The sequence below is a fragment of the Streptomyces hyderabadensis genome (genome assembly GCF_020404845.1).
In the GTDB taxonomy this organism is placed as follows: Bacteria; Actinomycetota; Actinomycetes; order Streptomycetales; family Streptomycetaceae; genus Streptomyces; species Streptomyces hyderabadensis.
Genome location: NZ_JAIOJZ010000048.1, coordinates 23,410 through 45,896, shown reverse-complemented (window position 1 = coordinate 45,896; position 22,487 = coordinate 23,410). Strand labels below are relative to the sequence as shown.

Here is a 22,487-nt window from a genome sequence, read left to right as displayed (position 1 = left end):
CACCACGGCCCCGCCCCACCCCGGCCTTTCACCGGAAGGCGTCGAGTCCGGTGAGTGCCTTGCCCAGCACCAGCTGGTGCATCTCGACGGTGCCCTCGTAGGTGAGCACCGATTCCAGGTTCGTCGCGTGCCGCATCACGGGGTATTCGAGGGAGATCCCGTTGGCACCGAGGATCGTCCGTGCCGTCCGGCAGATGTCGATGGCCTCGCGCACGTTGTTGAGCTTGCCGAAGCTGACCTGCTCGGGACGCAGGCGGCCGGCGTCCATGCGCCGCCCGAGGTGGTGGGCGAGCAGGATCCCCTTGTGCAGTTCGACCGCCATGTCGGCGAGCTTGGCCTGGGTCAGCTGGAAGCCGCCGATGGGCCGCCCGAACTGCTCCCGCGACCTCGCGTACTCCAGGGCCGCCTCGAAGGAGCTGCGCGCCGCCCCCATCGAGCCCCAGACGATTCCGTAACGGGCGTGCGAGAGACAGCTCAGCGGCCCGCGCAGCCCGGTCACCTCCGGCAGTACGGCGTCAGCGGGCAGCCGTACGTCGTCCATGACCAGCTCGCTGGTGACGCTGGCCCGCAGGGACCACTTGTGCTTGATCTCGGGCGCGGAGAAACCGGGGCTGTCCGTCGGCACGACGAAGCCGCGGATGCCCTCCTCGGTCTGCGCCCAGACGACCGCGACACCGGCCACCGAACCGTTGGTGATCCACATCTTGCGCCCGCCCAGCACCCAGTCCCCGCCGGCGTCCCGCTTGGCACGGGTGCGCATGGCGGCCGGGTCGGACCCGTGGTCGGGCTCGGTGAGCCCGAAGCACCCGATGACCTCACCGGCGGCCATGCGCGGCAGCCACTGCTGCTTCTGCTCCTCGCTCCCGAAGCGGTGAATGGCATACATGGCGAGGGAGCCCTGCACGGAGACCAGGGAGCGGATGCCGGAGTCGGCCGCCTCCAGCTCCAGACAGGCCAGCCCGTACTGGACGGCGCTCGCCCCGGCGCAGCCGTACCCCTCCAGGGACATCCCGAGCGCGCCGATGGAGCCGAGCTCGCGCGCCAGCTCCCTGATCCCGGGCAGCTCGCCCTTCTCGTACCACTCCGCGACGTGCGGCAGCACGCGGTCCGCGGCCCAGCCGCGCACGGTGTCCCGGACCGCCAGGTCCTCCGGTTCGAGCAGGTCGTCGAGGCCGAGGGGGTCGGCGGGGTCGAACGCGGGCAACTTGGGGGACGCGGCCATGGGACACCCTCCGGGCTGTTAAAAACTAGCGCCGCTAGTCACGGCTCTCGCTGCCGACGTTACGATGCGGCGCCCCGCACGTCCACCATGCTCCGGCCGGGCGATCCCCTCCGGCCCACGAGCCGCAGCCGCCGACGGCGGACAGCCCCCCACGGGAAACGTCCACCCTCGGCCGGCGGCGAACGGGTGGTGCGTGGGTGGGAGACCATTCGAAGACGGCCCGCAGCGGCCGACGCTCCTCAGCCACCCACGCCCGGCCGCCGCCCCGGCTCACACCGAGACGCGCGACTGGGACTCCACGGCCCCCCGAGGCGCCGGCACCGGCACCTCCTCGCACTGCATCACCCGCGGCAACCGCAGCGCCATCACCGCCCCCAGCAGCAGCAACCCCGCACTCACCACCAACGTCACGTGCAGCCCGTGCACGAACGCGTCCCCGGCGGCCCGCCGCAGCGCCACCCCCGCGGGCCCGCCGAGCCGCGCGGCGACCTCGTACGCCTCCCCCAGCGAATGCCCCGCCGCCACCGACGCCGACGCGGGCACCCCGGGCACCCCGCCCGTCAGCCCGGGCGCGTACGCCGCGTTCATCACGCTGCCCAGCAGGGCGATCCCGATCCCGGCGCCCAGCTGGTACGAGGTCTCGCCGATCGCCGCCGCCCCGCCCGACTGGTCCTGCGGCGCCTCGCTCAGCATCGACTCGTACGCCCCGAACAGCGTCGTCTCCAGACCGAAGCCGAGCAGCACGAACCCGGTCAGCAGCAGCGCGCAGTTGTCGGCCCGCCCCATCGCCGTCAGCAGTACCACCGCGAACGCCGTCAGGCAGAACCCCGCGCACACCATCCGCCGCGGCCCGAAGCGCCGCAGCATGCGCGCACCCGCAAGACCCGCCGCCATCGCCGCGAAGGTGAGCGGCAGCAGCCGCAGCCCGGTCTCCAGCGGGGAAAGACCGAGCACCAGTTGCAGGTACTGCGCCGCGATCAGCTCAAGACCCACCAGCGCCAGCATCGCGAGCACGATGCACCCCACCGACGTGCTGAACGCCGGCCGCCGGAACATCGCGAGGTCCACCAGCGGATACGTACGCCGTCGCTGCCGCCGTACGAACCCCGCCAGCAGCGCCGCGCCCAGCACCAGCGGCAGCACGGTGAGCGGGCTCACCACCGGCTCCCCGCCGCCGAGCCGCTTCACGCCCAGGACGACCCCGAACAGGCCGCCCGCCGCCATCAGCGCGCCGACCACGTCCCAGGGTCCGCGGCCGTCGCCCTTCGACTCGGGCAGCAGCAGCCGCCCCACCGGCAGGCTGACCAGCATCAGCGGGATGTTGACGAGGAAGACCGAGCCCCACCAGAAGTGTTCCAGCAGGAAGCCGCCGAGCAGCGGTCCGACCGCCGCGCCGACCGCGGCCACGGCGCTCCAGATGCCGATGGCCAGCGCCCGTTCCCGCCGGTCGGGGAAGACCTGCCGCAGGATCGACAGCGTCGCCGGCATGATCATGGCGCCGCCGACGCCGAGCAGCGCGCGGGCCGCGATCAGCACCTGGGCGCTGTCCGCGAGCGCCGCCAGCGCGGAGGCGATGCCGAAGAGGGCGTAGCCGAGCAGCAGGATCCGTCTGCGGCCCACCCGGTCGCCCAGCGTGCCGAAGAGGATCAGCAGCGAGGCGCAGACGAGCGGATAGACGTCGACGATCCAGAGCAGTTCGATGGCGCCGGGCCTGAGGTCCTCGGTGACGGCGGGGACCGCCACGTGCAGCACGGTCGCGTCGACGGCGACGAGCAGCAGGCTGACGCAGAGGACGACCAGGACCACCCAGCGGTTGGCACCGGCCCCGGCCGCCCGACGGCGCGGCGCGACGGCAGCCGTGGTCGTCCCGGACATGTACGTACCTCCAAGATGTTCCCTCGCGTCCGGCGGGCCGCGGGGTGGGGACTCCCCGGCGGCTCGGCCGGAGAGGAGCGGGGGCTCCGGGCCGTGCAGCGGAACGCGAGTGACTCGCCAGCGTACGCGAGACCCGCCACCGCACACGTGGCGGGCCTCACACATCCCGCGTCACTCGTGTGGCGTGCGCCACTGCCGCCACCGTCCCGGCCGCCCCGGCGGAACGGCGGCCCTCCCGACCGGCAGATAATCGAGCCCGTGACCGATCTTGAAACGCGCACCGCGGGCCGCACCGGCGCCCCGGGTCCGTCCGGCGCCCTGCGCCGGGCCGCCCCGGCGCTGCTCGGCTACGCGGCCGTGCGCGCCCTGGGCCTGCTCGCCCTGGCCCTGTGGAGCGCGGCGCGCGACAAGAGCGCGTACCCGCTGCTGACCGCCCGCTGGGACTCCCTCTGGTACACCAGGGTCGCCGAGCTGGGATACGGCTACGAGGTGCAGCTGCCGAACGGCGACGTGCACTCCAACCTCGCCTTCTTCCCGCTGCTGCCCTGGCTGGAGCGGCTGGGCGCCGCCGTCTCCCCGCTGTCGTACGCGGACGCGGGTTTCGTCGTGAGCCTGCTGGCCTCGCTCGCCGCGGCCTGGGGGATCTTCGCGGTGGCGGACCACGTGTACGGCGCCCGGGCGGGCGTGTGCGCGGCGCTGCTGTGGGCCGTGCTGCCGGTCGGGATCGTGCAGTCGATGGCGTACAGCGAGTCCCTGTTCACGGCGCTGGCCGCCTGGTCGCTGTACGCGGTGCTGACCGGGCGCTGGGTGACGGCCGGGACCCTGGCGGCGCTGGCCGGGCTGACCCGGCCGGTCGGGCTCGCGGTGACGGCGGCGGTGTGGGTGGCCGTGCTCACGGCGTTCGTGCGCAGCAGGAGCGGCGGTGACCCGGACGGCGCGCCCGGCGCGCGGCACCTGCTCGGCATGCTGCTCGCGCCCCTGGGCGCCGCCGGTTACGTCCTGTGGGTCGGCCACCGCACCGGCAAGGGCCCGCTCGGCTATCTCGACGTGCAGGCCGGCTGGCGCAACGGCTTCGACGGGGGTGCGGCCTTCGCCCGCTTCGTCGCCGGGAAGTTCACGTCGTTCCCGGGTGCCCTGGCGGGCGTCGGACTGGTGATCGGGGTCGCGCTGCTGGTCTGGCTGTACGTGGTGTGCGTACGGCAGCGCCAGCCGCCGCCGCTGCTGGTGTACGCGGGGCTCGTCACCGTGCTCGCCCTGTGCGCGTCGAGCTACTTCGGCTCCAAGCCCCGGCTGCTGCTGCCCGCGTTCCCGCTGCTGTTCCCCCTGGCCCTGGGCCTGGCCCGGCTGCGCACCGCCCGGGCGACGCTGCTGGTGTGCGCCGTCGCGGCCGCGTCGGCGGTCTACGGGGCGTTCTGGCTCAACGGCTCCGGCCCGCCCTGACCCGCGGGGGGCCGCCCGGTGACCGCCGGGACAATTCCGGACCAGCATTCGGTGAACGAATTCATAAGCACGATAAAACCGCCGACCGGGCAGATCAAAAGAATTGAAGTCCGCAGCCGGACGGGATTGCGGATTAGCCGGAAACAATGCGTCGCCTGAGAGGAATCCCACATCACATCGTCATCACAAAGCCGTTGATTCGGCCGGGATCACTCCTCACTCGCTGTAACGTCGATTGGGTGCGTACCGAACGGAAGCCCACCCGTCTGGACCGGGTGTTCGCGAGACTGGACCGGGAGCCGGAACGACCGGAGCTCCTGGACGCGCCGGAGATGTCCCGGCACAGGTTCGCGCTGTTCGCCGGGACCCTCGCGTTCTACATCGCGATCGTGTGGGCCGTGGTGATCACCTCGTGGCTGGTCCGCCTCGACTGGCAGGTCATGTTCTTCAGGCCCTACCAGCAGTGGCCGGAGATCCACGCGTTCGTCGACTACTACGTGGTGCTCGGCCAGCGCGGTCCCACCGCCGTGATGGTCGCGGCCTGGCTCGGCTGGCGCTCCTGGCGGCAGCACACCCTGCGCCCGCTGCTGGCGCTCGGCGTCTCCCTGCTCCTGCTGAACGTCACGGTCGGCGCCGCCAAGTACGGCATGGGGCGCCTCGGACCGCACTACGCGACCACGATCGGCGCCAACGAGATGTGGCTCGGCGGCGATATATTTCCGAGCGGTCACACCGCGAACGCCGTCGTGACCTGGGGCATCCTCGCCTACCTGGCCTCGACGCACCGGGCCCGGCGCTGGCTGTCCGCGCTGTCCGCGGTCACCTCGCTCGGGGTCGGCATGTCCACCGTCTACCTCGGTACGCACTGGCTCAGCGACGTGCTCCTCGGCTGGGCGGCGGGGCTGCTGATCCTGCTGGCACTCCCCTGGTTCGAACCGCTGATCACCCGCGCGGAGGCCTGGATCCTGGGGCTGCGCGACCGCTGGTCCGCGCGGCGCGGCCGCGAGCGGGCGGGGAAGCGCCCGGCTGGCCGGCCCGTACCCGTCACCCCGGCAGGCTCCGGCCGGCCGGGCGCACCGGCCCGCGAGCCGGTCTCCGCGCCGCGCACCGCCCGGGCGGTGTACCTGGCTCCGGGGCCGCACACGGCCCGCTCGGACCGTACGCCGGTGACCCCGGCCGGCAGCCGCCGGCCGCCGCACGCCGACCGCCACCCGCGCAACACGGCCTCGGCCGCACGCCCCCTGTCGGGCGGCTGAGCGCGCCCTGGGGGGCCTCCCGGACCCGTCCTAGCCCTTCCAGGCCCGGGACACGCGGCCGTCCTTCACCTCGAAGTTGAGGCGGCCCACGCGGTACTCCATGGTGATGACCGTGCCGGGCGCCAGGGACCGCACCGTCGACCAGCCCCGCTCCCGCGCCAGCCGCTCGGCCGCGTCGGAATCGAGGCCGACGTAGGTGTCCGGACTGTCCTGGGGCTCGGCCGGGGGTGTCGGAATCGGTGCCATGCCGCCACGCTATGCCCTGCCGCGGGAGCGGGGAAGCCCGAGCCGGTAACACGGGTCACAGATGCACCTGGGGTCACATTTCTGTCACAGGATCATGAGGCGCGTTTTGCTGGAACCCGTTCACACGGACGGACGGATTCGGGTGCGTTCCGCGGACGGCCGAGGTGAATTTCCGCGTGTCGCGGTACTCCGTCGAATAAGCGGACGGAAAAGGCGTTCGGGGCGACCGGGCGAGGCCCCGCATTCCACGCCCGAACACTCCCGAACGGACGTGCGCGTACCCCTGGGGAAGGGCCCCGGATCACTTACACGAATCGAACATCGGACATACGGTCAGGCCGCCAGCGGGACGACGGCGAGCGACAGGTCGTTGTCCCGGGTGTAGTACGGCCCGGCCTCCACGGGGCCGTGGGCCGTCCGCACACGCGCGCGGGGGAAGGTGAGGACCGGGTTCTTCTCGGCGACGTCGTCCAGCAGCCGCGCCAGGCGCACCGCAGGACCGGCGTCACCGGCGGGCCGCAGCCACAGGTCCCACAGCCCCGGAGCCAGGCCGTCGTAGGGCACGGTGAAGGCGAACTCCGTCCGCTCGGCGGCGACGTCCACCCGGCGCACCCCGGCGCCGTCCTCGCCGCCCGCTCCGCCGCCGGGCCGGGCGCGCAGCTCGGCGTCCGCCCCGGGCGCCAGCTGGGTGCCGTACACGCGTCCGCGTACGGTCAGGCCGCCGCCGGTCAGGCGCAGGTCCACCGCCTCCGCGTGCGGGGCGCGCAGCCAGCTGCGGACGGTGAGGTTGCCCTGCCGGGTGGCGTACGGGATGCGGACGGCGACGTGGCCGAGCAGTCCGCTGGGGGTGCGCTCGGCCAGGGAGCGCAGGTCGGTGACGCCGGGCACCAGGCGCCGCGGCCGGCCGTCGGACAGGCGGGCGTAGGCGTCCCAGCGGCCCTCGGGCAGGGAGACGCTGCTGGGCAGCGCGGCGCGCAGCCGGCCCTCCGCCGCCGGGGCCAGCGGCAGGCTGACCGTGTCCGCGGCGGCGTCGACGGCGTCGGTGGCGCGGCGGCGCAGGACGAGCAGGGCCGCCCCGGTGTCCCCGCGCGCGGCGACGTCGAAGGTCAGACCGCCCGCGGAGTCGCCGATGCAGTCGGCGCGCAGCGGGGCGGCCGGTGGGGCCGGCGGCGTCATTGCGGTGCGGTTCCTCCGATGGGCGTCTCGTCGTCCGGTTAGACCCGGAACCCCGCCTTCTGGTTGTCCGTGTCCGATTGCGATGTGGTCACGACGGGGACGGGCGCCCGATGACATCCATTTCCAGTCACGCAGTTCATTCGCTGATTTCATGATTTGTCGACTCGCGGCTGACCCGGCCCGACCCTGCTCCGGCGCCCCAACCTCGTTCGCCCGCAGCTCACTTGGGCGTACGGCGACGCCCGCGCCCGGCGGACGATCGGGTGCGTCGCATGGTTCGATTCCGTTGGCCATGGGGCGTGACTCCCGCCACTGATCCCCCGTTGTCCTTGCATGAGCCGGGGACCCGCCCGGACCACGGCCCGGGAGCCACCCGGTCCGGCCACGCACCGCATCCCGAGGGAGCCACCCGTGCCGCGCATGCTCGACGTCAGCGACGACGTACGCGCCGAGATCGGCGACGAAGAAGCCGACCGCCTCCTGGCCGGGGAGTCCGCCCCGGGCAGCTACGACTGCACGTCCTGCCGCACCCCGGGCGACTGTGAGCAGGAGCGCACCAGCACCGTCCTGTTCATCGGGGACGAGACCGCCGTGCTCGCCTTCGCCCACGCGGGCTGCCTGCCCTCGCAGGTGGTCAAGGTCACCGAGGAGCAGCTCCAGGGCGCGGTGCGGTCCATCAGCGCCGACCAGGCCCGTTCCGAGCCCGCGCCCGCCGCCCCTCAGAAGGCCGCCCCCGAGCAGGCCGTGCTCGGGGTGACCAGCGGGCTGATCCTGATCGCCGGGGAGCTGCACCCGGCCCTGGTGGTGGAGCCGACCGCCCCCATCGCCCGGCCCGGCACGGCCGGCGCCGGCGACGACTTCCTGCCGCTGCTGATCGAGCAGGGCTTCATGCCGGTCACCGAGCTGGCGTCCACGCCTGCCGTGCTGCACGGCTGGTCGGTCCTGCTGGCGATGGGCCAGCTGCACGCGGTGCTCCAGCCGGGGACGAACGGCGGACGGCCGGTGGCCTGGTGGCAGGCGCACCAGCCGCTCCAGGTCACCGAGGGCTGGCGCACGGCGGCCAACAAGCACCAGCAGGTGCTGATGTTCGCGGCGCCCGTCGGCTCGATCGGCCGCCAGCCGCGCGAGGACCTGCTGCGGGACGCGCTGGACAAGGCGGCGGCCAACGGCCAGCTGGTCGCGGCGGCGCTGCCGCTGGCGGGAACCTGAGCCCGTTCACGCGGCTGCCGGACGGCAGCCGCCCGGCCCGCATCCCTTCCCGCGCGGGGTCGTTTGGACATACGTGTACGCATACGACGCCTTCCACCGCCACGGCGGCCCCTCGGCCACGCCGATCTACGACGCGCTCTACGCCGAGTACGTCAGGTCCTTCCGATCGCTCCCGGGCGATCGCAGCGGTGAGGAGGAGCTGGGATTCACGGCCTTCAGGAGCATCCCGCGCGGCAGAGGCGGCTACAGCGCCTACAGCGCGGGGGCCCAGAGCGCCCGGGTCGGCCAGCAGTCGGTGTGGCAGCGCGTCGGCGGCACGCACCACGTCCCGGCGGCGCTGCCGCCGGCCCCGCGGTCCGGCAGCTGACCGCCGGACGACCGACGTGTGAGGGGCGCCCCCCGGCCGGGGGGCGCCCCCTCACACATGGCCCGGGTGCTACTTCTTCTTCGCGCCGCGCTTCTCGCGCACCCGCACGGAGATGTGGATCGGCGTCCCCTCGAAGCCGAACTCCTCGCGCAGCCGCCGCTCGACGAAGCGCCGGTAGCCCGCCTCGATGAAGCCGGAGGCGAAGAGCACGAACCGCGGCGGCTTGGTGCCCGCCTGGGTGCCGAACAGGATCCGCGGCTGCTTGCCGCCCCGCACCGGGTGCGGGTGGGCGGCGACCAGCTCGCCGAGGAAGGCGTTCAGCCGGCCCGTCGGGACCCGGGTCTCCCAGCCCGCCAGGGCCGTCTCGATGGCCGGGACCAGCTTCTCCATGTGCCGGCCGGTCTGCGCCGAGACGTTGACCCGCGGCGCCCACGCCACCTGGCCCAGCTCGGTCTCGATCTCCCGCTCCAGGTAGTAGCGGCGCTCCTCGTCGAGGGTGTCCCACTTGTTGTAGGCGACGACGATCGCGCGGCCCGCCTCGACGGCCATGGTGACGATCCGCTGGTCCTGGACCGAGATGGACTCGGAGGCGTCGATGAGGACGACGGCCACCTCCGCCTTCTCGACGGCGGCGGCGGTGCGCAGCGAGGCGTAGTAGTCGGCGCCCTGCTGGAGGTGGACGCGCTTGCGGATGCCCGCCGTGTCGACGAACTTCCAGGTGACGCCGCCCAGTTCGATCAGTTCGTCGACCGGGTCGCGGGTGGTGCCGGCCAGTTCGTTGACGACGACCCGCTCCTCGCCCGCGACCTTGTTCAGCAGCGAGGACTTGCCGACGTTGGGCCGCCCGATCAGGGCGATGCGGCGCGGGCCGCCGAGCGCGGTGCCGAAGGTCTGGGCCGGGGCCTCGGGCAGCGCCTCCAGGACCTTGTCCAGCATGTCGCCGGTGCCGCGGCCGTGCAGCGCGGAGACCGGGTGCGGCTCGCCGAGGCCCAGCGACCACAGGTAGGCGGCGTCCGCCTCGCCGCTCGGGCCGTCGACCTTGTTGGCGCACAGCACGACGGGCTTGCCGGCCTTGCGCAGCAGCCGGACGACCGCCTCGTCGGTGTCGGTCGCGCCGACCTTGGCGTCCACCACGAAGACGACCGCGTCGGCGGCCTCGATCGCGTACTCGGCCTGCGCGGCCACGGAGGCGTCGATGCCGAGGACGTCCTGCTCCCAGCCGCCGGTGTCGACGACCTTGAAGCGGCGGCCCGCCCACTCGGCCTCGTAGGTGACACGGTCGCGGGTGACGCCGGGCTTGTCCTCGACGACGGCCTCGCGGCGGCCGATGATGCGGTTCACGAGGGTCGACTTGCCGACGTTGGGGCGGCCGACGACGGCGAGGACGGGCAGCGGGCCGTGCCCGGCCTCCTCGATCGCGCCCTCGACCTCCTCGATGTCGAAGCCCTCTTCGGCGGCCAGCTCCATGAACTGCGCGTACTCGGCGTCGCCGAGCGCCCCGTGGTCGTGCTCCTCGCCCGAGCCCTCGGGGTGGATGTGGTCGTTCATGAAGTCCGTACCTCGTTCATCGTGGTGATCGGTGGAACACCCCTGTACCGGGTGATCCACTACTCAAGTGTCACTCAGCGCCCGGTGAGGCGCCTGGCGTTTTCCAGGTGCGCGGTGAGCTGCTTCTGGATGCGCTCAGTGGCCTCGTCCAGCGCCTTGCGGGTGCGCCGCCCGCTGCCGTCGCCCGCCTCGAAGGGGTCGCCGAAGACGACGTCCACGCGGGAGCGCAGCGGGGGCAGCGCCTTTATCAACCGTCCGGGACGGTCCGTGCTTCCCAGTACGGCGACCGGGACGATCGGGGCGCCGCTGCGCACCGCGAAGTAGGCCAGCCCGGCGCGCAGCGAGGCGAAGTCGCCGTCACCCCTGGTGCCCTCCGGGAAGATGCCGAGCACGCCGCCTTCGGCCAGCACACCGAGCGCCTGCCCTATCGCCGTGCGGTCGGTGGAGTGGCGGTCCACCTTCAGCTGGCCGATGCCGGTCAGGAACCGCCCGAGCGGGCCGACGAACGCCTCCTTCTTGATCAGGAAGTGCGTCGGCCGGGGCGCCACGCCCATGACCATCGGGCCGTCGATGTTGTGCGAGTGGTTGACGGCGTAGATCACCGGGCCGGTGGCGGGCACCCGCCAGGCGCCGAGCACGCGCGGCTTCCACAGCCCGTACATCAGGCCGACGCCGATGCGCCGGCCGACCTCGGCGCCCTTCTCCGAGGGGAGGGGCGCTGCGGAGGACGCGGTCACTTCGCCGCCCGCTTCTCCTCGACGAGGGTGACGACGCACTCGACGACCTGCGGCAGGGTGAGGGCGGTGGTGTCCACCTCGACCGCGTCGCCGGCCTTGGCCAGCGGGGCGGTCTTGCGGCTGGAGTCGGCCGCGTCCCGCTTGATCAGGGCCTCGCGGGTGGCGTTGACGTCGGCGCCCTTCAGCTCGCCGCTGCGGCGGGCGGCGCGGGCCTCCGCGGAGGCGGTGAGGAAGATCTTCAGGTCGGCGTCGGGCAGCACGACGGTGCCGATGTCGCGGCCCTCGACGACGATGCCGAGCGGCGCGGCGGCCGCGATGGAGCGCTGCAGCTCGGTGATCCGGGCGCGGATCTCCGGGACCGCGCTGACCGCGCTGACCTTGGAGGTGACCTCCTGGGTGCGGATCGGGCCGGCCACGTCCACGCCGTCGACCGTGATGGTCGGGCCGGCCGGGTCGGTGCCGGAGACGATCTCGGGCTTGCCGGCCGCGGCGGCGACGGCGTGCGGGTCGTCGGTGTCGATGCCGTTGGTCACCATCCACCAGGTGATCGCCCGGTACTGGGCGCCGGTGTCCAGGTAGCTGAGGCCGAGCTGGGCGGCGACGGCCTTCGACGTGCTCGACTTGCCCGTGCCGGAGGGGCCGTCGATGGCGACAATCACGGCCGGGGCGGTCGGGGCGGCGCCGTTTTCCACGAGGGGACACCTTCCTGGTGCGGTGCGGTGGGTGGTGTGCGGGACGCGAACGCGTCCCGCACAAGGTTACCGGGCCCGCGGGACCCCTCTGACAGCCGTACGAACCCGGGAACGGCCCGGTGGGCCCGCGCTCACTGCCGGATCGCCCAGCCCCGCTCCTTGAGGGCGGCCGTGAGGACGGCGGCGGCCTTCGGCTCCACCATGAGCTGCACCAGGCCCGCCTGCTGCCCGGTCGCGTGCTCGATCCGTACGTCCTCGATGTTGACCCCGGCCCGTCCCGCGTCCGCGAAGATGCGGGCCAGCTGGCCGGGCTGGTCGTCGATGAGGACGGCCACCGTCTCGTAGGCGCGCGGGGCCGAGCCGTGCTTGCCGGGGACGCGGACCTGCCCGGCGTTGCCGCGCCGCAGCACCTCGGCGATGCCGGTGCCGCCCTCGCGCCGTTTGTCCGCGTCGGAGGACTGCAGCGCGCGCAGGGCCCGCACCGTCTCCTCCAGGTCGGCGGCGACGTCGGTGAGCAGGTCGGCGACCGGCCCCGGGTTGGCGGAGAGGATGTCGATCCACATCCGGGGGTCGGAGGCGGCGATCCGGGTCACGTCGCGGATGCCCTGCCCGCACAGCCGTACGGCGGCCTCCTCGGCGTGCTCCAGGCGCGCGGCGACCATGCTGGAGACCAGGTGGGGCATGTGCGAGACGAGGGCGACGGCACGGTCGTGGGCGTCCGCGTCCATCACCACGGGCACCGCGCGGCAGTGCGAGACCAGCTCCAGGGCGAGGTTCAGCACCTCGGTGTCGGTGTCCCGGGTCGGGGTCAGCACCCAGGGGCGGCCCTCGAAGAGGTCGGCGGTGGCGGCCAGCGGGCCGGACTTCTCCCGGCCGGACATGGGGTGGGTGCCGAGGTAGGCCGACAGGTCGAGCCCGCGCGCCTCGAGCTCCCGGCGGGGGCCGCCCTTGACGCTGGCCACGTCGAGGTAGCCGCGGGCGGCGCCGCGGGCCATGGCGTCGGCGAGCACGTCGGCCACCAGGGCCGGCGGGGCGGCGACGATCGCGAGGTCGACCGGTCCGTCGGGGGCCTCGTCGGTGCCGGCGCCGAGCGCGGCGGCGGTGCGGGCCTGCTCGGGGTCGTGGTCGGCGAGGTGGACGGTGACGCCCCGCGCGGTGAGGGCGAGGGCGGCGGAGGTGCCGATGAGGCCGGTACCGATGACGAGAGCGGTTCTCACTGGGCGATGTCCTTGCGCAGGGCCGCGGCGGCGCCGAGGTAGACGTGGGCGATCTCGGCGCGGGGCCGGTCGGACTCGATGTGGGCCAGGACACGCACGACGCGCGGCATCGCGCCCTCGACGTCCAGCTCCTGGGCGCAGATCAGCGGCACGTCGGTGATGCCGAGCCCGCGGGCCGCGGCGGCCGGGAAGTCGCTGTGCAGATCGGGGGTGGCGGTGAACCACAGGCTGATCAGGTCGTCGGTGGTCAGGCCGTTGCGCTCCATGAGGGCGGTCAGCAGGGCCGCGACCTGCTCGTCCATGTGCCCCGCCTCGTCCCGTTCCAGTTGGACGGCGCCCCGGACCGCTCGTACCGCCACGGCGTTGCTCCTTGCTGATGTAGCCGACGTTGCCGATGTTGCTGACGCGTGTATCGGTTCTTGGTCCGTCCAGCCTAGTCAGCCCGCCGCGTACCGGCCCGGGACGCCCGTCTCCTGAGACGCTGGCGGCGGCCCGAACCTCCCCCCTCCCCCGGAGCTGCGACATGACCGAGACCCCGACCCGCCGTACGGTCCTCCGCTGCGCCGGCGCGGGCGCCGCGGCGCTCTGCGCGGGCTGCGGCGGCGGAGGCGACGACTCCGCCGCCTCACCGGGGCAGGAACTGGCGCGGACGGGTGACATCCCGATCGCCGGCGGCAAGGTCCTGGCCGACGAGAAGATCGTGGTGACCCAGCCGAAGAAGGGCGAGTTCAAGGCCTTCTCGGCGGTCTGCACCCACCAGGGCTGCATCGTGTCGGACGTGCGGGACGGCACCATCGACTGCGCCTGCCACGGCAGCAGGTTCGCCGTCGCCGACGGCTCGGTGGTGCGGGGGCCGGCCACGGAGCCGCTGCCCGGTAAGCGGATCACGGTGGAGGGAAATTCGGTCCGCCTGGCGTGAGCCGCCCGCGTACGCTCCGGCCATGCGCCCCGAGACCGTCGCCCCCGGGATCCTGGTCCGCGACCACACCGTCTACGCCTGTGTCATGGGCTCGCGCGCCTTCGGTCTGGCGACGGCGGACAGCGACACGGACCGCCGGGGCGTCTTCCTCGCGCCGACCGCGCTGTACTGGCGCTTCGAGAAGCCGCCGACGCATGTGGAGGGCCCCGGGGAGGAGCAGTTCAGCTGGGAGCTGGAGCGCTTCTGCGAGCTGGCCCTGCGGGCGAACCCGAACATCCTGGAGTGCCTGCACTCCCCGCTGGTGGAGCGGGTGGACGACACCGGCCGCGAACTCCTCGCCCTCCGCGAGGCGTTCCTCTCCCGCCGGGCCTACGAGACCTTCACCCGCTACGCGCACGGCCAGCGCCACAAGCTGGACGCCGACGTACGCACCCACGGCGCCCCGCGCTGGAAGCACGCGATGCACCTGCTGCGGCTCCTGACCAGCGCCCGCGACCTGCTGCGCACCGGCGTCCTGACGATCGACGTCGGCGACGAGCGGGAGCCGCTGCTCGCCGTGAAGCGCGGCGAGGTGCCCTGGCCGGAGGTGGAGGCGCGGATGAACCGCCTGGCGCGGGAGGGCGAGGAGGCGGCCCGGCACAGCCCGCTCCCCGAGGAGCCGGACCGGCGCCGCGTGGAGGACTTCCTGGTCCGCACCCGCCGCGCCTCAGCGCTCCAGCCGGGTCCGTACGACGAAGTCGTGCAGGGCGTCGTACCCGGTCGGGGCGTCGGGGAGGGCTGAGGCGGCCTGGGCCTCGTCCAGGACGGCGTGCAGCCGCTCCACGTCGGCCGCCACGAGCGCGTGGTCGACGCCGGCGTCCCCGTGCTCGCGCTCGGCCTTGGCCGCGATCAGCTCGGGCAGGTAGGCGGGGGCGGCGTCCACCGCTGCGGTGAGGGTGGGCAGGTGGGGCTGCACCTCTGCGGCGCGCATCAGGTGGATGCCGGTGAGCAGCACCCGGAAGGTGTACAGGAGCGGCTTCAGCTCGCCGGTCTTCTCGAACAGCCGCCACTGGGTCCCCGCGAACCCCCGGTAGTGGTGGGCGTGGTGGCTGGTGAGCACCTCCGGCGCCAGGGCTGCCAGCTCCCGGTGCGCCTCGGTGGTGTGCACCACCAGCGGGGAGAGCAGCTGCTCCAGCACATAGCCGTTGCGGCGCAGCATCAGCCGCACGAACTTGCGCAGGTCGTGCGTGACCAGGTCCATCTCGACGCCGTCCCGGTCCCACATCCGCGACCGGGTCTCCTCCGGCTCGCGCAGCCCGACCAGGTCGGCGGCGGGCAGCAGGTGCACGCCGCGCAGGTCCACGTCGGAGTCGCGGGAGGGGAAGCCGTAGAGGTGGGCGCCGGAGACGGTGGCGAACAGCACCGGGAAGGGCTGTTCGGCCACCACCGGGGCCAGGTCGATGTCGAGGGCGTCGATCATGCGCTCAAGCGTCCCAGAGCGCTCCCAGGGTGAGCAGGTCGCCCCGGTACTCGATGCGGTCCGCCCAGTCGGCGGGCCAGGCGTCGGCCCCCAGGTGCGCGCCCGCGAAGGCGCCCGCGAGGCAGGCGATCGAGTCGGAGTCACCGGAGGTGCAGGCGCCGCGGCGCAGGGCGGTGAGCGGCTCGTCGACGAAGAGCAGGAAGCAGAGCAGCCCGGCCGCCATGGCCTCCTCGGCGATCCAGCCCTCGCCGACGGCCAGGCAGGGGTCGGTCTCGGGCGAGACGGTGCGCACCGCCTCCTGGAGCCGGTCGAGTATCGCCAGGCACTCGTCCCAGCCGCGCGCGATGAAGTGCTCGGGCGTCGGGTCCTGGGCGCGGGTCCACAGGTCGCCGAGCCAGCGCTCGTGGTACCGGGTGCGGTTGTCGTAGGCGTACGAGCGCAGCCGCCCGACCAGGCCGGTCGGCTCGGCGCCCTCGGCGAGCAGCCGTACGGCGTGCGCGGTGAGGTCCGAGGCGGCGAGCGCGGTGGGGTGTCCGTGGGTGAGCGCGGACTGCAACTGGGCGGCGCCCGCGCGCTGTTCGTCGCTCAGGCCCGGGACAAGCCCGACCGGTGCGACGCGCATGTCGGCGCCGCAGCCCTTGGAGTGGATCTGGCTGGCGTCCTGCCAGGGGCGGTCGGTCCGCTCCAGGAGGTCGCAGGCCCGGAGGCAGGTGTTGCCCGGGGCCCGGTTGTTGTCGGGCGAGCGGTTCCAGGCGATGAACTCCTGCCGTACCGGCTCGGTCATTCCCTCGGGCGACAGGACTCCCCGGTCCATGGCGGTCCGCAGCCCCTTGCCCAGCGCCAGCGTCATCTGGGTGTCGTCGGTGACGATCGCGGGCCGGGGCAGCGCCATCTCCCGCCAGGGGCCGCACTTGGCGAGGATGGACGGGACGTCGTTGAACTCGGTGGGGAAGCCCAGCGCGTCGCCGAGGGCGAGGCCGGTGAGCGCTCCGGTGGCGGCGCGCTTGGTGCCGGTGGTCGGGGTCATGCGGGGCGTCCTTCCCGAGGGGTGCGGAGCAGGGGCGGGTGCAGGGTGGTGGCCGGACCGGCCCGGTAGACGGCGGCGGGCTTGCCGCGGCCGCCGGTGAGGCGGGCGGCGCCGGGGACCGCCTCGACGAAACCCGGGGTGGCGAGGACCTTGCGGCGGAAGTTGGGCCGGTCCAGGGCCGTGCCCCACACCGTCTCGTAGACCTGCTGCAGCTCGCCGAGGGTGAACTCGGCCGGGCAGAAGGCGGTGGCCAGGCAGGTGTACTCCAGCTTGGCGCCGACGCGGGTGCGGGCGTCGGCCAGGATCCGGTCGTGGTCGAAGGCGAGGCCCCGGGCCTCGTCGTACGGTGTCCAGCGGGCCTCGGCCGCGTCACCGCCGCCGTGCGGCTCGGGAGGGTCCGGCAGCAGCGCGGCGAAGGCCACGGACACGACCCGCATGCGGGGGTCGCGGCCGGGTTCGCTGTAGGTCCGCAGCTGCTCCAGGTGCAGCCCGGTCACGTCCGCGAGGCCGGTCTCCTCGGCCAGCTCGCGCCTGGCCGCCTCCTCCGCCGACTCCTCGGGGAGCAGGAAGCCGCCGGGGAGCGCCCAGCGGCCGGCGTACGGCTCCTGGCCCCGCTCGACGAGCAGCACGTGCAGCGCGCCCGCGCGGAGCGTGAGGACGGCGAGGTCGACGGTGACGGCGAAGGGTTCAAAAGCGCGCTTGTCGTAACCGCGCACGAGCACCCACCCCCTTTATGGTCACTGCGACTATAAAGGGGGTGGGTGCTCGGAACAAGCCCGGGAGACCGGGGAGACCGGGCAGACCTAGAGGTCGACCTCCGACATCAGCATCCCGACCTCCGTGTTGGACAGCCGGCGCAGCCAGCCCGACTTCTGGTCGCCCAGCGTGATCGGGCCGAAGGCGGTGCGCACCAGCTTGTCGACGGGGAAGCCCGCCTCCGCCAGCATCCGGCGCACGATGTGCTTGCGGCCCTCGTGCAGGGTGACCTCGACCAGGTAGTTCTTGCCGGTCTGCTCGACGACCCGGAAGTGGTCCGCGCGCGCGTACCCGTCCTCCAGCTGGATGCCGTCCTTGAGGCGCTTGCCGAGGTCGCGCGGGATCGGGCCCACGATGTGCGCGAGGTAGGTCTTCTTCACGCCGTACCGCGGGTGGGTCAGGCGGTGCGCCAGCTCGCCGTGGTTGGTGAGCAGGATGACGCCCTCGGTCTCGGTGTCGAGCCGGCCGACGTGGAAGAGACGGGTCTCACGGTTGGTGACGTAGTCCCCGAGGCACTGGCGGCCCTCCGGGTCCTCCATGGTGGAGACGACACCGGCGGGCTTGTTCAGCGAGAAGAACTGGTACGACTGCGTGGCGACGGTCAGGCCGTCGACCTTGACCTCGTCCTTCTCCGGGTCGACGCGGCGGCCCTGCTCCAGCACGATCTCGCCGTTGATCTCGACCCTGGCCTGCTCGATCAGCTCCTCGCAGGCCCGCCGGGAGCCGTAGCCCGCGCGCGCGAGGACCTTCTGCAGCCGCTCGCCCTCCTGCTCGGCGCCCGGGAAGGTCTTGGGCAGCTTGACGTCCTTCTTGCCCGCGTACCGCTCGCGGTTGCGCTCCTCGGCCCGCGTCTCGTACTCCCGGGACGTGGCCGGGGCGCTGCGGCCGCGCTGCTGGGGCCGCTTCGGGCCGCCCTTGGCGCCGCCGCGGGCCGAGCTGCCGCGCCCGGACTTGGGGCCGTCCTTGGTGGCGCCGGGGCCCACGTCGTAGCGCCGCTCCTCCGGACGCGGCTTCCTCGGACGGCCGCCCTGCTTGTCGTCGCGGTTGTTCCCGGCGCCGCGGTAGTTCCCGCGGCCGCCGCCACTCCCGCCGCGGCCGCCGCTGTTGCCACCACGGCTCCCGCCGTTGTTTCCGCTGCTGTTCCTGCCGCTGCTGCTTCGCATCAAAATTCCGTCTTGTCGTCTGCGTCCCCGGACGGATCCGGGGCGTCCGGGTCGAACGACGGGACCCCTTCCAGCGTGTCGGCCTCGATCGCCTCCGCCTCCGGGAGGAAGGGCGCGAGCTCCGGGAGCTCGTCCAGACCGCGCAGGCCCATCCGCTCCAGGAAGTAGTTCGTCGTCACGTACAGGATCGCACCTGTTTCGGCTTCCGTGCCCGCCTCCTCGACCAGACCCCGCTGCAGGAGGGTGCGCATCACGCCGTCGCAGTTCACGCCGCGCACCGCGGAGACCCGGCTGCGGCTGACCGGCTGGCGGTAGGCGACCACGGCGAGGGTCTCGAGCGCGGCCTGGGTGAGGCGGGCGTGCTGGCCGTCCAGGACGAAGCCCTCGACGGCCGCGGCGTACTCGGGCCGGCTGTAGAAGCGCCAGCCGCCCGCGACCAGGCGCAGCTCGAAGCCGCGGCCCTGGACGGCGTACTCGTCGGCCAGCTCGCGCAGGGCGTCCGCGATCCGCCGCCGGGGCCGCTGCAGTATCTTCGCCAGCTGTTCCTCGGTCGCGGGCTCGTCGACGACCATGAGGACGGCTTCGAGCGCGGGCTTGAGGTCGAGGGCGGCGACGCCCTCCGGGCCGCCCGGAGCCTCGGTGCTTGCTTCACTCACGCCTTCTGCTCCTCCTTCGGCGCCTCGGGCGGCCGGTCGAACTCGTCGGTCACCACCGGCTGGGTCTGACCGTCACCGCCGGTCCAGCGCACCAGCAGGTCACCGAGGGCGGTCTCCTGGTCCAGCTCGACGGCTTTCTCCCGGTACAGCTCCAGCAGGGCCAGGAAGCGGGCGACGACGGTCAGGGTGTCCTCGGTGTCCTGGACCAGCACGCGGAAGCTGGCCTCGCCCAGCTCTCTCAGGCGGGCGACGACGATCCCGGCCTGCTCCTGCACGCTGACCAGCGGCGCGTGGATGTGCTCGACGTACACCTGCGGCTTGGGCTTGGGCTGCATCGCCTTCACGGCGAGCTTGGCGAAGCCCTCGGGGCCGATGCTGATGACGACCTCGGGCAGCAGCTCGGCGTGGTGGGGCTCCAGGCCGACGGTACGGGGGTAGCGGCGGGCCTCCGCCTCCAGCCGCTCGTTGAAGATCTCCGCGATCTGCTTGTACGCGCGGTACTGGAGCAGGCGGGCGAAGAGCAGGTCGCGGGCTTCGAGCAGGGCCAGGTCCGCCTCGTCCTCGACCTCGGCGGCGGGCAGCAGCCGGGCCGCCTTCAGGTCGAGCAGGGTGGCCGCGACCACCAGGAACTCGGTGGTCTGGTCGAGGTCCCAGTCCGGCCCCATCGCCCGGATGTGGGCCATGAACTCGTCGGTCACCTTCGACAGCGCGACCTCGGTGACGTCCATCTTGTGCTTGGAGATCAGCTGGAGGAGCAGGTCGAACGGCCCCTCGAAGTTGGCGAGCCGCACCTTGAAAACACCGCCACCGCCCGCCTCGCCACCAACGTCGGCCGCACCGGCCGGCGCGTCCGCCGTCCCGTCCCCCGCCGCTTCGCCGGGCTCGCGCCGCCCGGGACGCCCGGCCTCCGTGGAGGAAGCGGGGGTGCCGGGCAGTCCGGAGCCTCCCTCGCCGCGCGTTCCGGAGGCCTCCTCACCGCCGCCGTCCCGGGGGGAGTCCCCCGGCCCGGCGGCCTCGGAGGCACCTGCGCGCGTGGGTGCCCCGGTCGCGTCGGCCGGAGCGGTGGTCCCGGTCGCCGCGCTCGGCCGCTGGACCGGCTCGGGACCCTCGCGGTCCGCTTCCCCGGGAGCCAGTTCCGGTGCCTCGGCGTCCGTGCCGGTCGGGTCCGTCACCGAGCGCACTCCGGGATCCGGCGCATCCGGTCCCGCCCCGGACGGTGCCCCAGGCATCCCCGGCGTCGTTCGGTATCGCCCCCGACCGCCGACGCCCGCGGCCGGTGTCCCGGACGGCGCGGGGGCCGGTCCGGCCCAGAGGTCCTGCTCGGCGGCCTCCGCACCCAAGGTGCCGGTACCGGGAGGCGTCCCCTCGGAAGGCGGCGGAGCCGCCGGCCCCCTGCCCAGCGCGCGCCGGCGGCCGGGGCGTGGGCCGCGGTCGGGGCGGGGGGCGTCGTTCGAGGTCATGGCCCCCGCAGGCTACCGCTACCGCCCGCGCAGCCGTCGTACGAGGATGCTGGCGTCCCCGCGGGTCTCCAGGTCGGCCAGGACCACGGCGACCGCCTCGCGGACGATGCGGCCGCGGTCCACGGCCAGGCCGTGCTCGCCCCGGAGCACCAGGCGGGCGTGCTCCAGGTCCATCAGCTCCTCGGCGGAGACGTACACGGTGATCTTCTCGTCGTGGCGCTCACGCCCACTGGGGCGCCGCGCTGCGGCCCGGCCGCGCTTGCGGGGCCGGTCGGCGCCGGCGGCGGCAGAACCTTCCTGCGCGCCCGTGCCGGACCCGGAGGCCCGGGCGGAGCGCTCCGTGCCCCGGGTGTGCGACTCGCCGGCGGCGCCGGGCTCCGCGTCCGCCGCGGCGTGCTCGGCGCCCTCGCCGTCCCCGCCCTGCGCGGGGACCGACTGCGGTGCGTCCTCGGCCGCGGTCGGGTCGCTCTCCCCCGCCGGGGCCGGCACCCGGGCCTCGCCGCCCGCCGGTCGCCGCGGGGTGGACGCCTGGAGCGCCATTCCCCCTGTCGTACGGAAGAGTTCGTCGGCCCCCGGCAGACTCACTCGGCGTGACACCGGGCGAGCACCTCCCTGGCGAGCTGGCGGTAGGCGGCGGCACCGACGGAGTTGGACGCGTACGTGGTGATCGGCTCACCGGCGACCGTGGTCTCCGGGAAGCGGACCGTGCGTCCGATGACCGTGTGGTAGACGTGGTCGTCGAACGCCTCGACGACCCGCGCGAGCACCTCACGGCTGTGCACCGTGCGCGAGTCGTACATCGTGGCGAGGATGCCGTCCAGCTCCAGGTCGGGGTTGAGCCGCTCCTGGACCTTCTCGATCGTCTCGGTCAGCAGCGCCACACCGCGCAGCGCGAAGAACTCGCACTCCAGCGGCACGATCACCTTGTGCGCGGCGGTCAGCGCGTTGACCGTGAGCAGGCCGAGCGAGGGCTGGCAGTCGATCACGATGTAGTCGTAGTCGTCCATCAGCGGCTTGAGCGCCCGCTGGAGGGTGGACTCGCGCGCGACCTCGCTCACCAGCTGCACCTCGGCCGCCGACAGGTCGATGTTGCTGGGCAGCAGGTCCATGTTGGGGACCGCGGTCTTCAGCAGCACCTCGTCGGCCGCCATGCCCCGCTCCATGAGCAGGTTGTAGACGGTGAGGTCCAGCTCCATCGGGTTGACGCCGAGTCCGACCGACAGCGCGCCCTGCGGGTCGAAGTCGACGAGCAGCACCCGGCGCCCGTACTCGGCGAGCGCGGCACCCAGGTTGATGGTCGACGTGGTCTTGCCCACGCCGCCCTTCTGGTTGCACATCGCGATGATCTTGGCGGGGCCGTGCTCGGTCAGCGGTCCCGGGATCGGGAAGTACGGCAGCGGGCGTCCGGTCGGACCGATGCGCTCACGGCGCTGTCGGGCCGCGTCGGGCGCGAGCGTGGCGGCGTACTCGGGATCCGGCTCGTACTCCGCGTCCGGGTCGTAGAAGTGCCCCTCGGGCAGTTCGTCGTAGTCGGCGAAGTGGTTGCGGGGCGCGCCACTTCCGTCGCCGGCCATGGCGTTCACGTGTTGGCCATCCATACTCATGTGTGCTGTCCGAGTCGCCTGCGGACTGTGGTGGTCGGCTGCGGAGGTGCGTACGGCTACGGAGCCGACCGCCTCAAGACGCCCGGGACCGTGCGTCCGTGCCGGCATTCCTGGTTGACCACCCCCGGGAGTAAATGTCGACTCATTCACAAGTCGTCTTACCTCCTTGGTGACCAGGGAACTTCTAGACAGGTCAGCGTGGCACCATGCCGACGTTCGGCGACTCTATGGCGTGTCGGCCGTCCGCAGCAACACAATCCGCCGGACCCGGCCCGATGTGTCGGCAATGAAACATCCCTCTGTCAAGGGCGTACGGCCGTCGCACAGCAGGTTTCACCGGTGCGCGAATCGGTTGAAGCGTTACGTTCGAGGCGAGTTGACCGAGAATCGCAAAGTGACCATACACACACTCGGCCGGACCTTGTCGGGCAAGGTCCGGCCGGGTGTGCGGGGTTGAC

Annotated in this window: 23 protein-coding genes; 6 read left to right on the top strand and 17 right to left on the bottom strand. The window is 73.3% G+C overall.

Annotated elements, in window-relative coordinates:
- Positions 1-28 precede the first annotated feature (28 nt).
- On the bottom strand, positions 29-1,222 hold the full coding sequence (locus K7854_RS29180) for an acyl-CoA dehydrogenase family protein (protein ID WP_226029546.1): 1,194 nt from the start codon (positions 1,220-1,222) through the stop codon (positions 29-31).
- Positions 1,223-1,492: 270 nt separating this feature from the next.
- On the bottom strand, positions 1,493-3,097 hold the full coding sequence (locus tag K7854_RS29175; RefSeq protein WP_226029545.1) for an MFS transporter: 1,605 nt from the start codon (positions 3,095-3,097) through the stop codon (positions 1,493-1,495).
- Positions 3,098-3,355: 258 nt separating this feature from the next.
- Here K7854_RS29175 and K7854_RS29170 point away from each other — a divergent pair, with 258 nt between their 5' ends.
- Together K7854_RS29170 and K7854_RS29165 are read left to right on the top strand one after the other, a co-directional pair.
- Positions 3,356-4,537, top strand: coding sequence for a mannosyltransferase family protein (locus K7854_RS29170; protein ID WP_226029544.1), 1,182 nt, complete (start codon positions 3,356-3,358; stop codon positions 4,535-4,537).
- Between the two features lie 239 nt (positions 4,538-4,776).
- Positions 4,777-5,793: a phosphatase PAP2 family protein gene (locus K7854_RS29165; protein WP_226029543.1), complete on the top strand. Its 1,017-nt coding sequence runs from the start codon at positions 4,777-4,779 to the stop codon at positions 5,791-5,793.
- Positions 5,794-5,823: 30 nt separating this feature from the next.
- Here the strand turns inward: K7854_RS29165 and K7854_RS29160 are convergent, their stop codons facing one another.
- Both K7854_RS29160 and K7854_RS29155 read right to left on the bottom strand, forming a co-directional pair.
- A complete protein-coding gene (locus K7854_RS29160) occupies positions 5,824-6,039 on the bottom strand; it encodes an I78 family peptidase inhibitor (protein WP_003977071.1) in 216 nt (71 codons plus the stop codon).
- Between the two features lie 333 nt (positions 6,040-6,372).
- Positions 6,373-7,215, bottom strand: a complete 843-nt coding sequence (locus tag K7854_RS29155) for a hypothetical protein (RefSeq protein WP_226029542.1) — start codon at positions 7,213-7,215, stop codon at positions 6,373-6,375.
- 411 nt (positions 7,216-7,626) lie between these two features.
- Between K7854_RS29155 and K7854_RS29150 the strand changes: the two genes are divergently transcribed.
- A complete protein-coding gene (locus K7854_RS29150) occupies positions 7,627-8,424 on the top strand; it encodes a DUF8842 C-terminal domain-containing protein (protein WP_226029541.1) in 798 nt (265 codons plus the stop codon).
- 73 nt (positions 8,425-8,497) lie between these two features.
- On the top strand, positions 8,498-8,791 hold the full coding sequence (locus tag K7854_RS29145; protein WP_030868139.1) for a hypothetical protein: 294 nt from the start codon (positions 8,498-8,500) through the stop codon (positions 8,789-8,791).
- A 69-nt stretch (positions 8,792-8,860) separates the two neighbouring features.
- On the opposite strand, the gene der is transcribed toward K7854_RS29145, so the two are convergent.
- The 5 genes from der to aroH form a co-directional block, all read right to left on the bottom strand.
- Positions 8,861-10,339: a ribosome biogenesis GTPase Der gene (gene der, locus K7854_RS29140; RefSeq protein WP_226029540.1), complete on the bottom strand. Its 1,479-nt coding sequence runs from the start codon at positions 10,337-10,339 to the stop codon at positions 8,861-8,863.
- A 74-nt stretch (positions 10,340-10,413) separates the two neighbouring features.
- Complete coding sequence (locus tag K7854_RS29135; protein ID WP_226029539.1) at positions 10,414-11,076, bottom strand: lysophospholipid acyltransferase family protein; 663 nt, start codon at positions 11,074-11,076, stop codon at positions 10,414-10,416.
- Positions 11,073-11,768 (bottom strand): (d)CMP kinase, encoded by a 696-nt coding sequence (gene cmk, locus K7854_RS29130; RefSeq protein WP_226029538.1) that lies wholly within the window; start codon positions 11,766-11,768, stop codon positions 11,073-11,075. The genes K7854_RS29135 and cmk overlap by 4 nt, the downstream gene beginning before the upstream one ends.
- A gap of 131 nt (positions 11,769-11,899) precedes the next feature.
- Complete coding sequence (locus K7854_RS29125; RefSeq protein WP_226029537.1) at positions 11,900-12,985, bottom strand: prephenate dehydrogenase; 1,086 nt, start codon at positions 12,983-12,985, stop codon at positions 11,900-11,902.
- The gene (aroH, locus tag K7854_RS29120; protein ID WP_226029536.1) at positions 12,982-13,344 is read right to left on the bottom strand and encodes a chorismate mutase; all 363 of its coding nucleotides are present in this window, start codon (positions 13,342-13,344) and stop codon (positions 12,982-12,984) included. The genes K7854_RS29125 and aroH overlap by 4 nt, the downstream gene beginning before the upstream one ends.
- A 164-nt stretch (positions 13,345-13,508) precedes the next feature.
- Here aroH and K7854_RS29115 point away from each other — a divergent pair, with 164 nt between their 5' ends.
- Positions 13,509-13,904, top strand: coding sequence for a Rieske (2Fe-2S) protein (locus K7854_RS29115; RefSeq protein ID WP_226029535.1), 396 nt, complete (start codon positions 13,509-13,511; stop codon positions 13,902-13,904).
- A 22-nt stretch (positions 13,905-13,926) separates the two neighbouring features.
- Positions 13,927-14,685, top strand: a complete 759-nt coding sequence (locus K7854_RS29110; RefSeq protein WP_226029534.1) for a nucleotidyltransferase domain-containing protein — start codon at positions 13,927-13,929, stop codon at positions 14,683-14,685.
- Here the strand turns inward: K7854_RS29110 and K7854_RS29105 are convergent.
- The 8 genes from K7854_RS29105 to K7854_RS29070 form a co-directional block, all read right to left on the bottom strand.
- Positions 14,611-15,363 (bottom strand): nucleotidyltransferase domain-containing protein, encoded by a 753-nt coding sequence (locus K7854_RS29105; RefSeq protein WP_226029533.1) that lies wholly within the window; start codon positions 15,361-15,363, stop codon positions 14,611-14,613. The two genes, K7854_RS29110 and K7854_RS29105, sit on opposite strands and share 75 nt — an antisense overlap.
- Positions 15,364-15,367: 4 nt before the next feature.
- Entirely contained in the window at positions 15,368-16,390 is a 1,023-nt protein-coding gene (locus K7854_RS29100) for an ADP-ribosylglycohydrolase family protein (RefSeq protein WP_226029532.1), read from the bottom strand.
- On the bottom strand, positions 16,387-17,106 hold the full coding sequence (locus tag K7854_RS37725) for an NUDIX hydrolase (RefSeq protein ID WP_226029531.1): 720 nt from the start codon (positions 17,104-17,106) through the stop codon (positions 16,387-16,389). Before K7854_RS37725 ends, K7854_RS29100 begins: the two co-directional genes overlap by 4 nt.
- A gap of 87 nt (positions 17,107-17,193) precedes the next feature.
- Complete coding sequence (locus tag K7854_RS29090) at positions 17,194-18,309, bottom strand: pseudouridine synthase (RefSeq protein ID WP_226029530.1); 1,116 nt, start codon at positions 18,307-18,309, stop codon at positions 17,194-17,196.
- Entirely contained in the window at positions 18,309-18,881 is a 573-nt protein-coding gene (gene scpB / locus K7854_RS29085) for an SMC-Scp complex subunit ScpB (protein WP_264087881.1), read from the bottom strand. Before scpB ends, K7854_RS29090 begins: the two co-directional genes overlap by 1 nt.
- Positions 18,882-18,961: 80 nt before the next feature.
- On the bottom strand, positions 18,962-20,137 hold the full coding sequence (locus K7854_RS29080) for a segregation and condensation protein A (RefSeq protein WP_308112575.1): 1,176 nt from the start codon (positions 20,135-20,137) through the stop codon (positions 18,962-18,964).
- A gap of 306 nt (positions 20,138-20,443) precedes the next feature.
- Positions 20,444-20,965: a hypothetical protein gene (locus tag K7854_RS29075; RefSeq protein ID WP_226029527.1), complete on the bottom strand. Its 522-nt coding sequence runs from the start codon at positions 20,963-20,965 to the stop codon at positions 20,444-20,446.
- Positions 20,966-21,006: 41 nt separating this feature from the next.
- Positions 21,007-22,137 carry a ParA family protein gene (locus K7854_RS29070; protein WP_078606569.1) on the bottom strand — a complete coding sequence of 377 codons (1,131 nt, stop codon included), beginning with the start codon at positions 22,135-22,137 and terminating at the stop codon, positions 21,007-21,009.
- Positions 22,138-22,487 lie beyond the last annotated feature (350 nt).

Coding starts and splice junctions, on each gene's coding strand:
- K7854_RS29180 (WP_226029546.1), bottom strand. CDS start 1,222: ATGGCCGCGTCCCCCAAGTTGCCCGCGTTCGACCCCGCCGACCCCCTC.
- K7854_RS29175 (WP_226029545.1), bottom strand. CDS start 3,097: ATGTCCGGGACGACCACGGCTGCCGTCGCGCCGCGCCGTCGGGCGGCC.
- K7854_RS29160 (WP_003977071.1), bottom strand. CDS start 6,039: ATGGCACCGATTCCGACACCCCCGGCCGAGCCCCAGGACAGTCCGGAC.
- K7854_RS29155 (WP_226029542.1), bottom strand. CDS start 7,215: ATGACGCCGCCGGCCCCACCGGCCGCCCCGCTGCGCGCCGACTGCATC.
- der (WP_226029540.1), bottom strand. CDS start 10,339: ATGAACGACCACATCCACCCCGAGGGCTCGGGCGAGGAGCACGACCAC.
- K7854_RS29115 (WP_226029535.1), top strand. CDS start 13,509: ATGACCGAGACCCCGACCCGCCGTACGGTCCTCCGCTGCGCCGGCGCG.
- K7854_RS29110 (WP_226029534.1), top strand. CDS start 13,927: ATGCGCCCCGAGACCGTCGCCCCCGGGATCCTGGTCCGCGACCACACC.
- K7854_RS29105 (WP_226029533.1), bottom strand. CDS start 15,363: ATGATCGACGCCCTCGACATCGACCTGGCCCCGGTGGTGGCCGAACAG.
- K7854_RS29100 (WP_226029532.1), bottom strand. CDS start 16,390: ATGACCCCGACCACCGGCACCAAGCGCGCCGCCACCGGAGCGCTCACC.
- K7854_RS29090 (WP_226029530.1), bottom strand. CDS start 18,309: ATGCGAAGCAGCAGCGGCAGGAACAGCAGCGGAAACAACGGCGGGAGC.
- scpB (WP_264087881.1), bottom strand. CDS start 18,881: ATGGTCGTCGACGAGCCCGCGACCGAGGAACAGCTGGCGAAGATACTG.
- K7854_RS29075 (WP_226029527.1), bottom strand. CDS start 20,965: ATGGCGCTCCAGGCGTCCACCCCGCGGCGACCGGCGGGCGGCGAGGCC.
- K7854_RS29070 (WP_078606569.1), bottom strand. CDS start 22,137: ATGCCGGCACGGACGCACGGTCCCGGGCGTCTTGAGGCGGTCGGCTCC.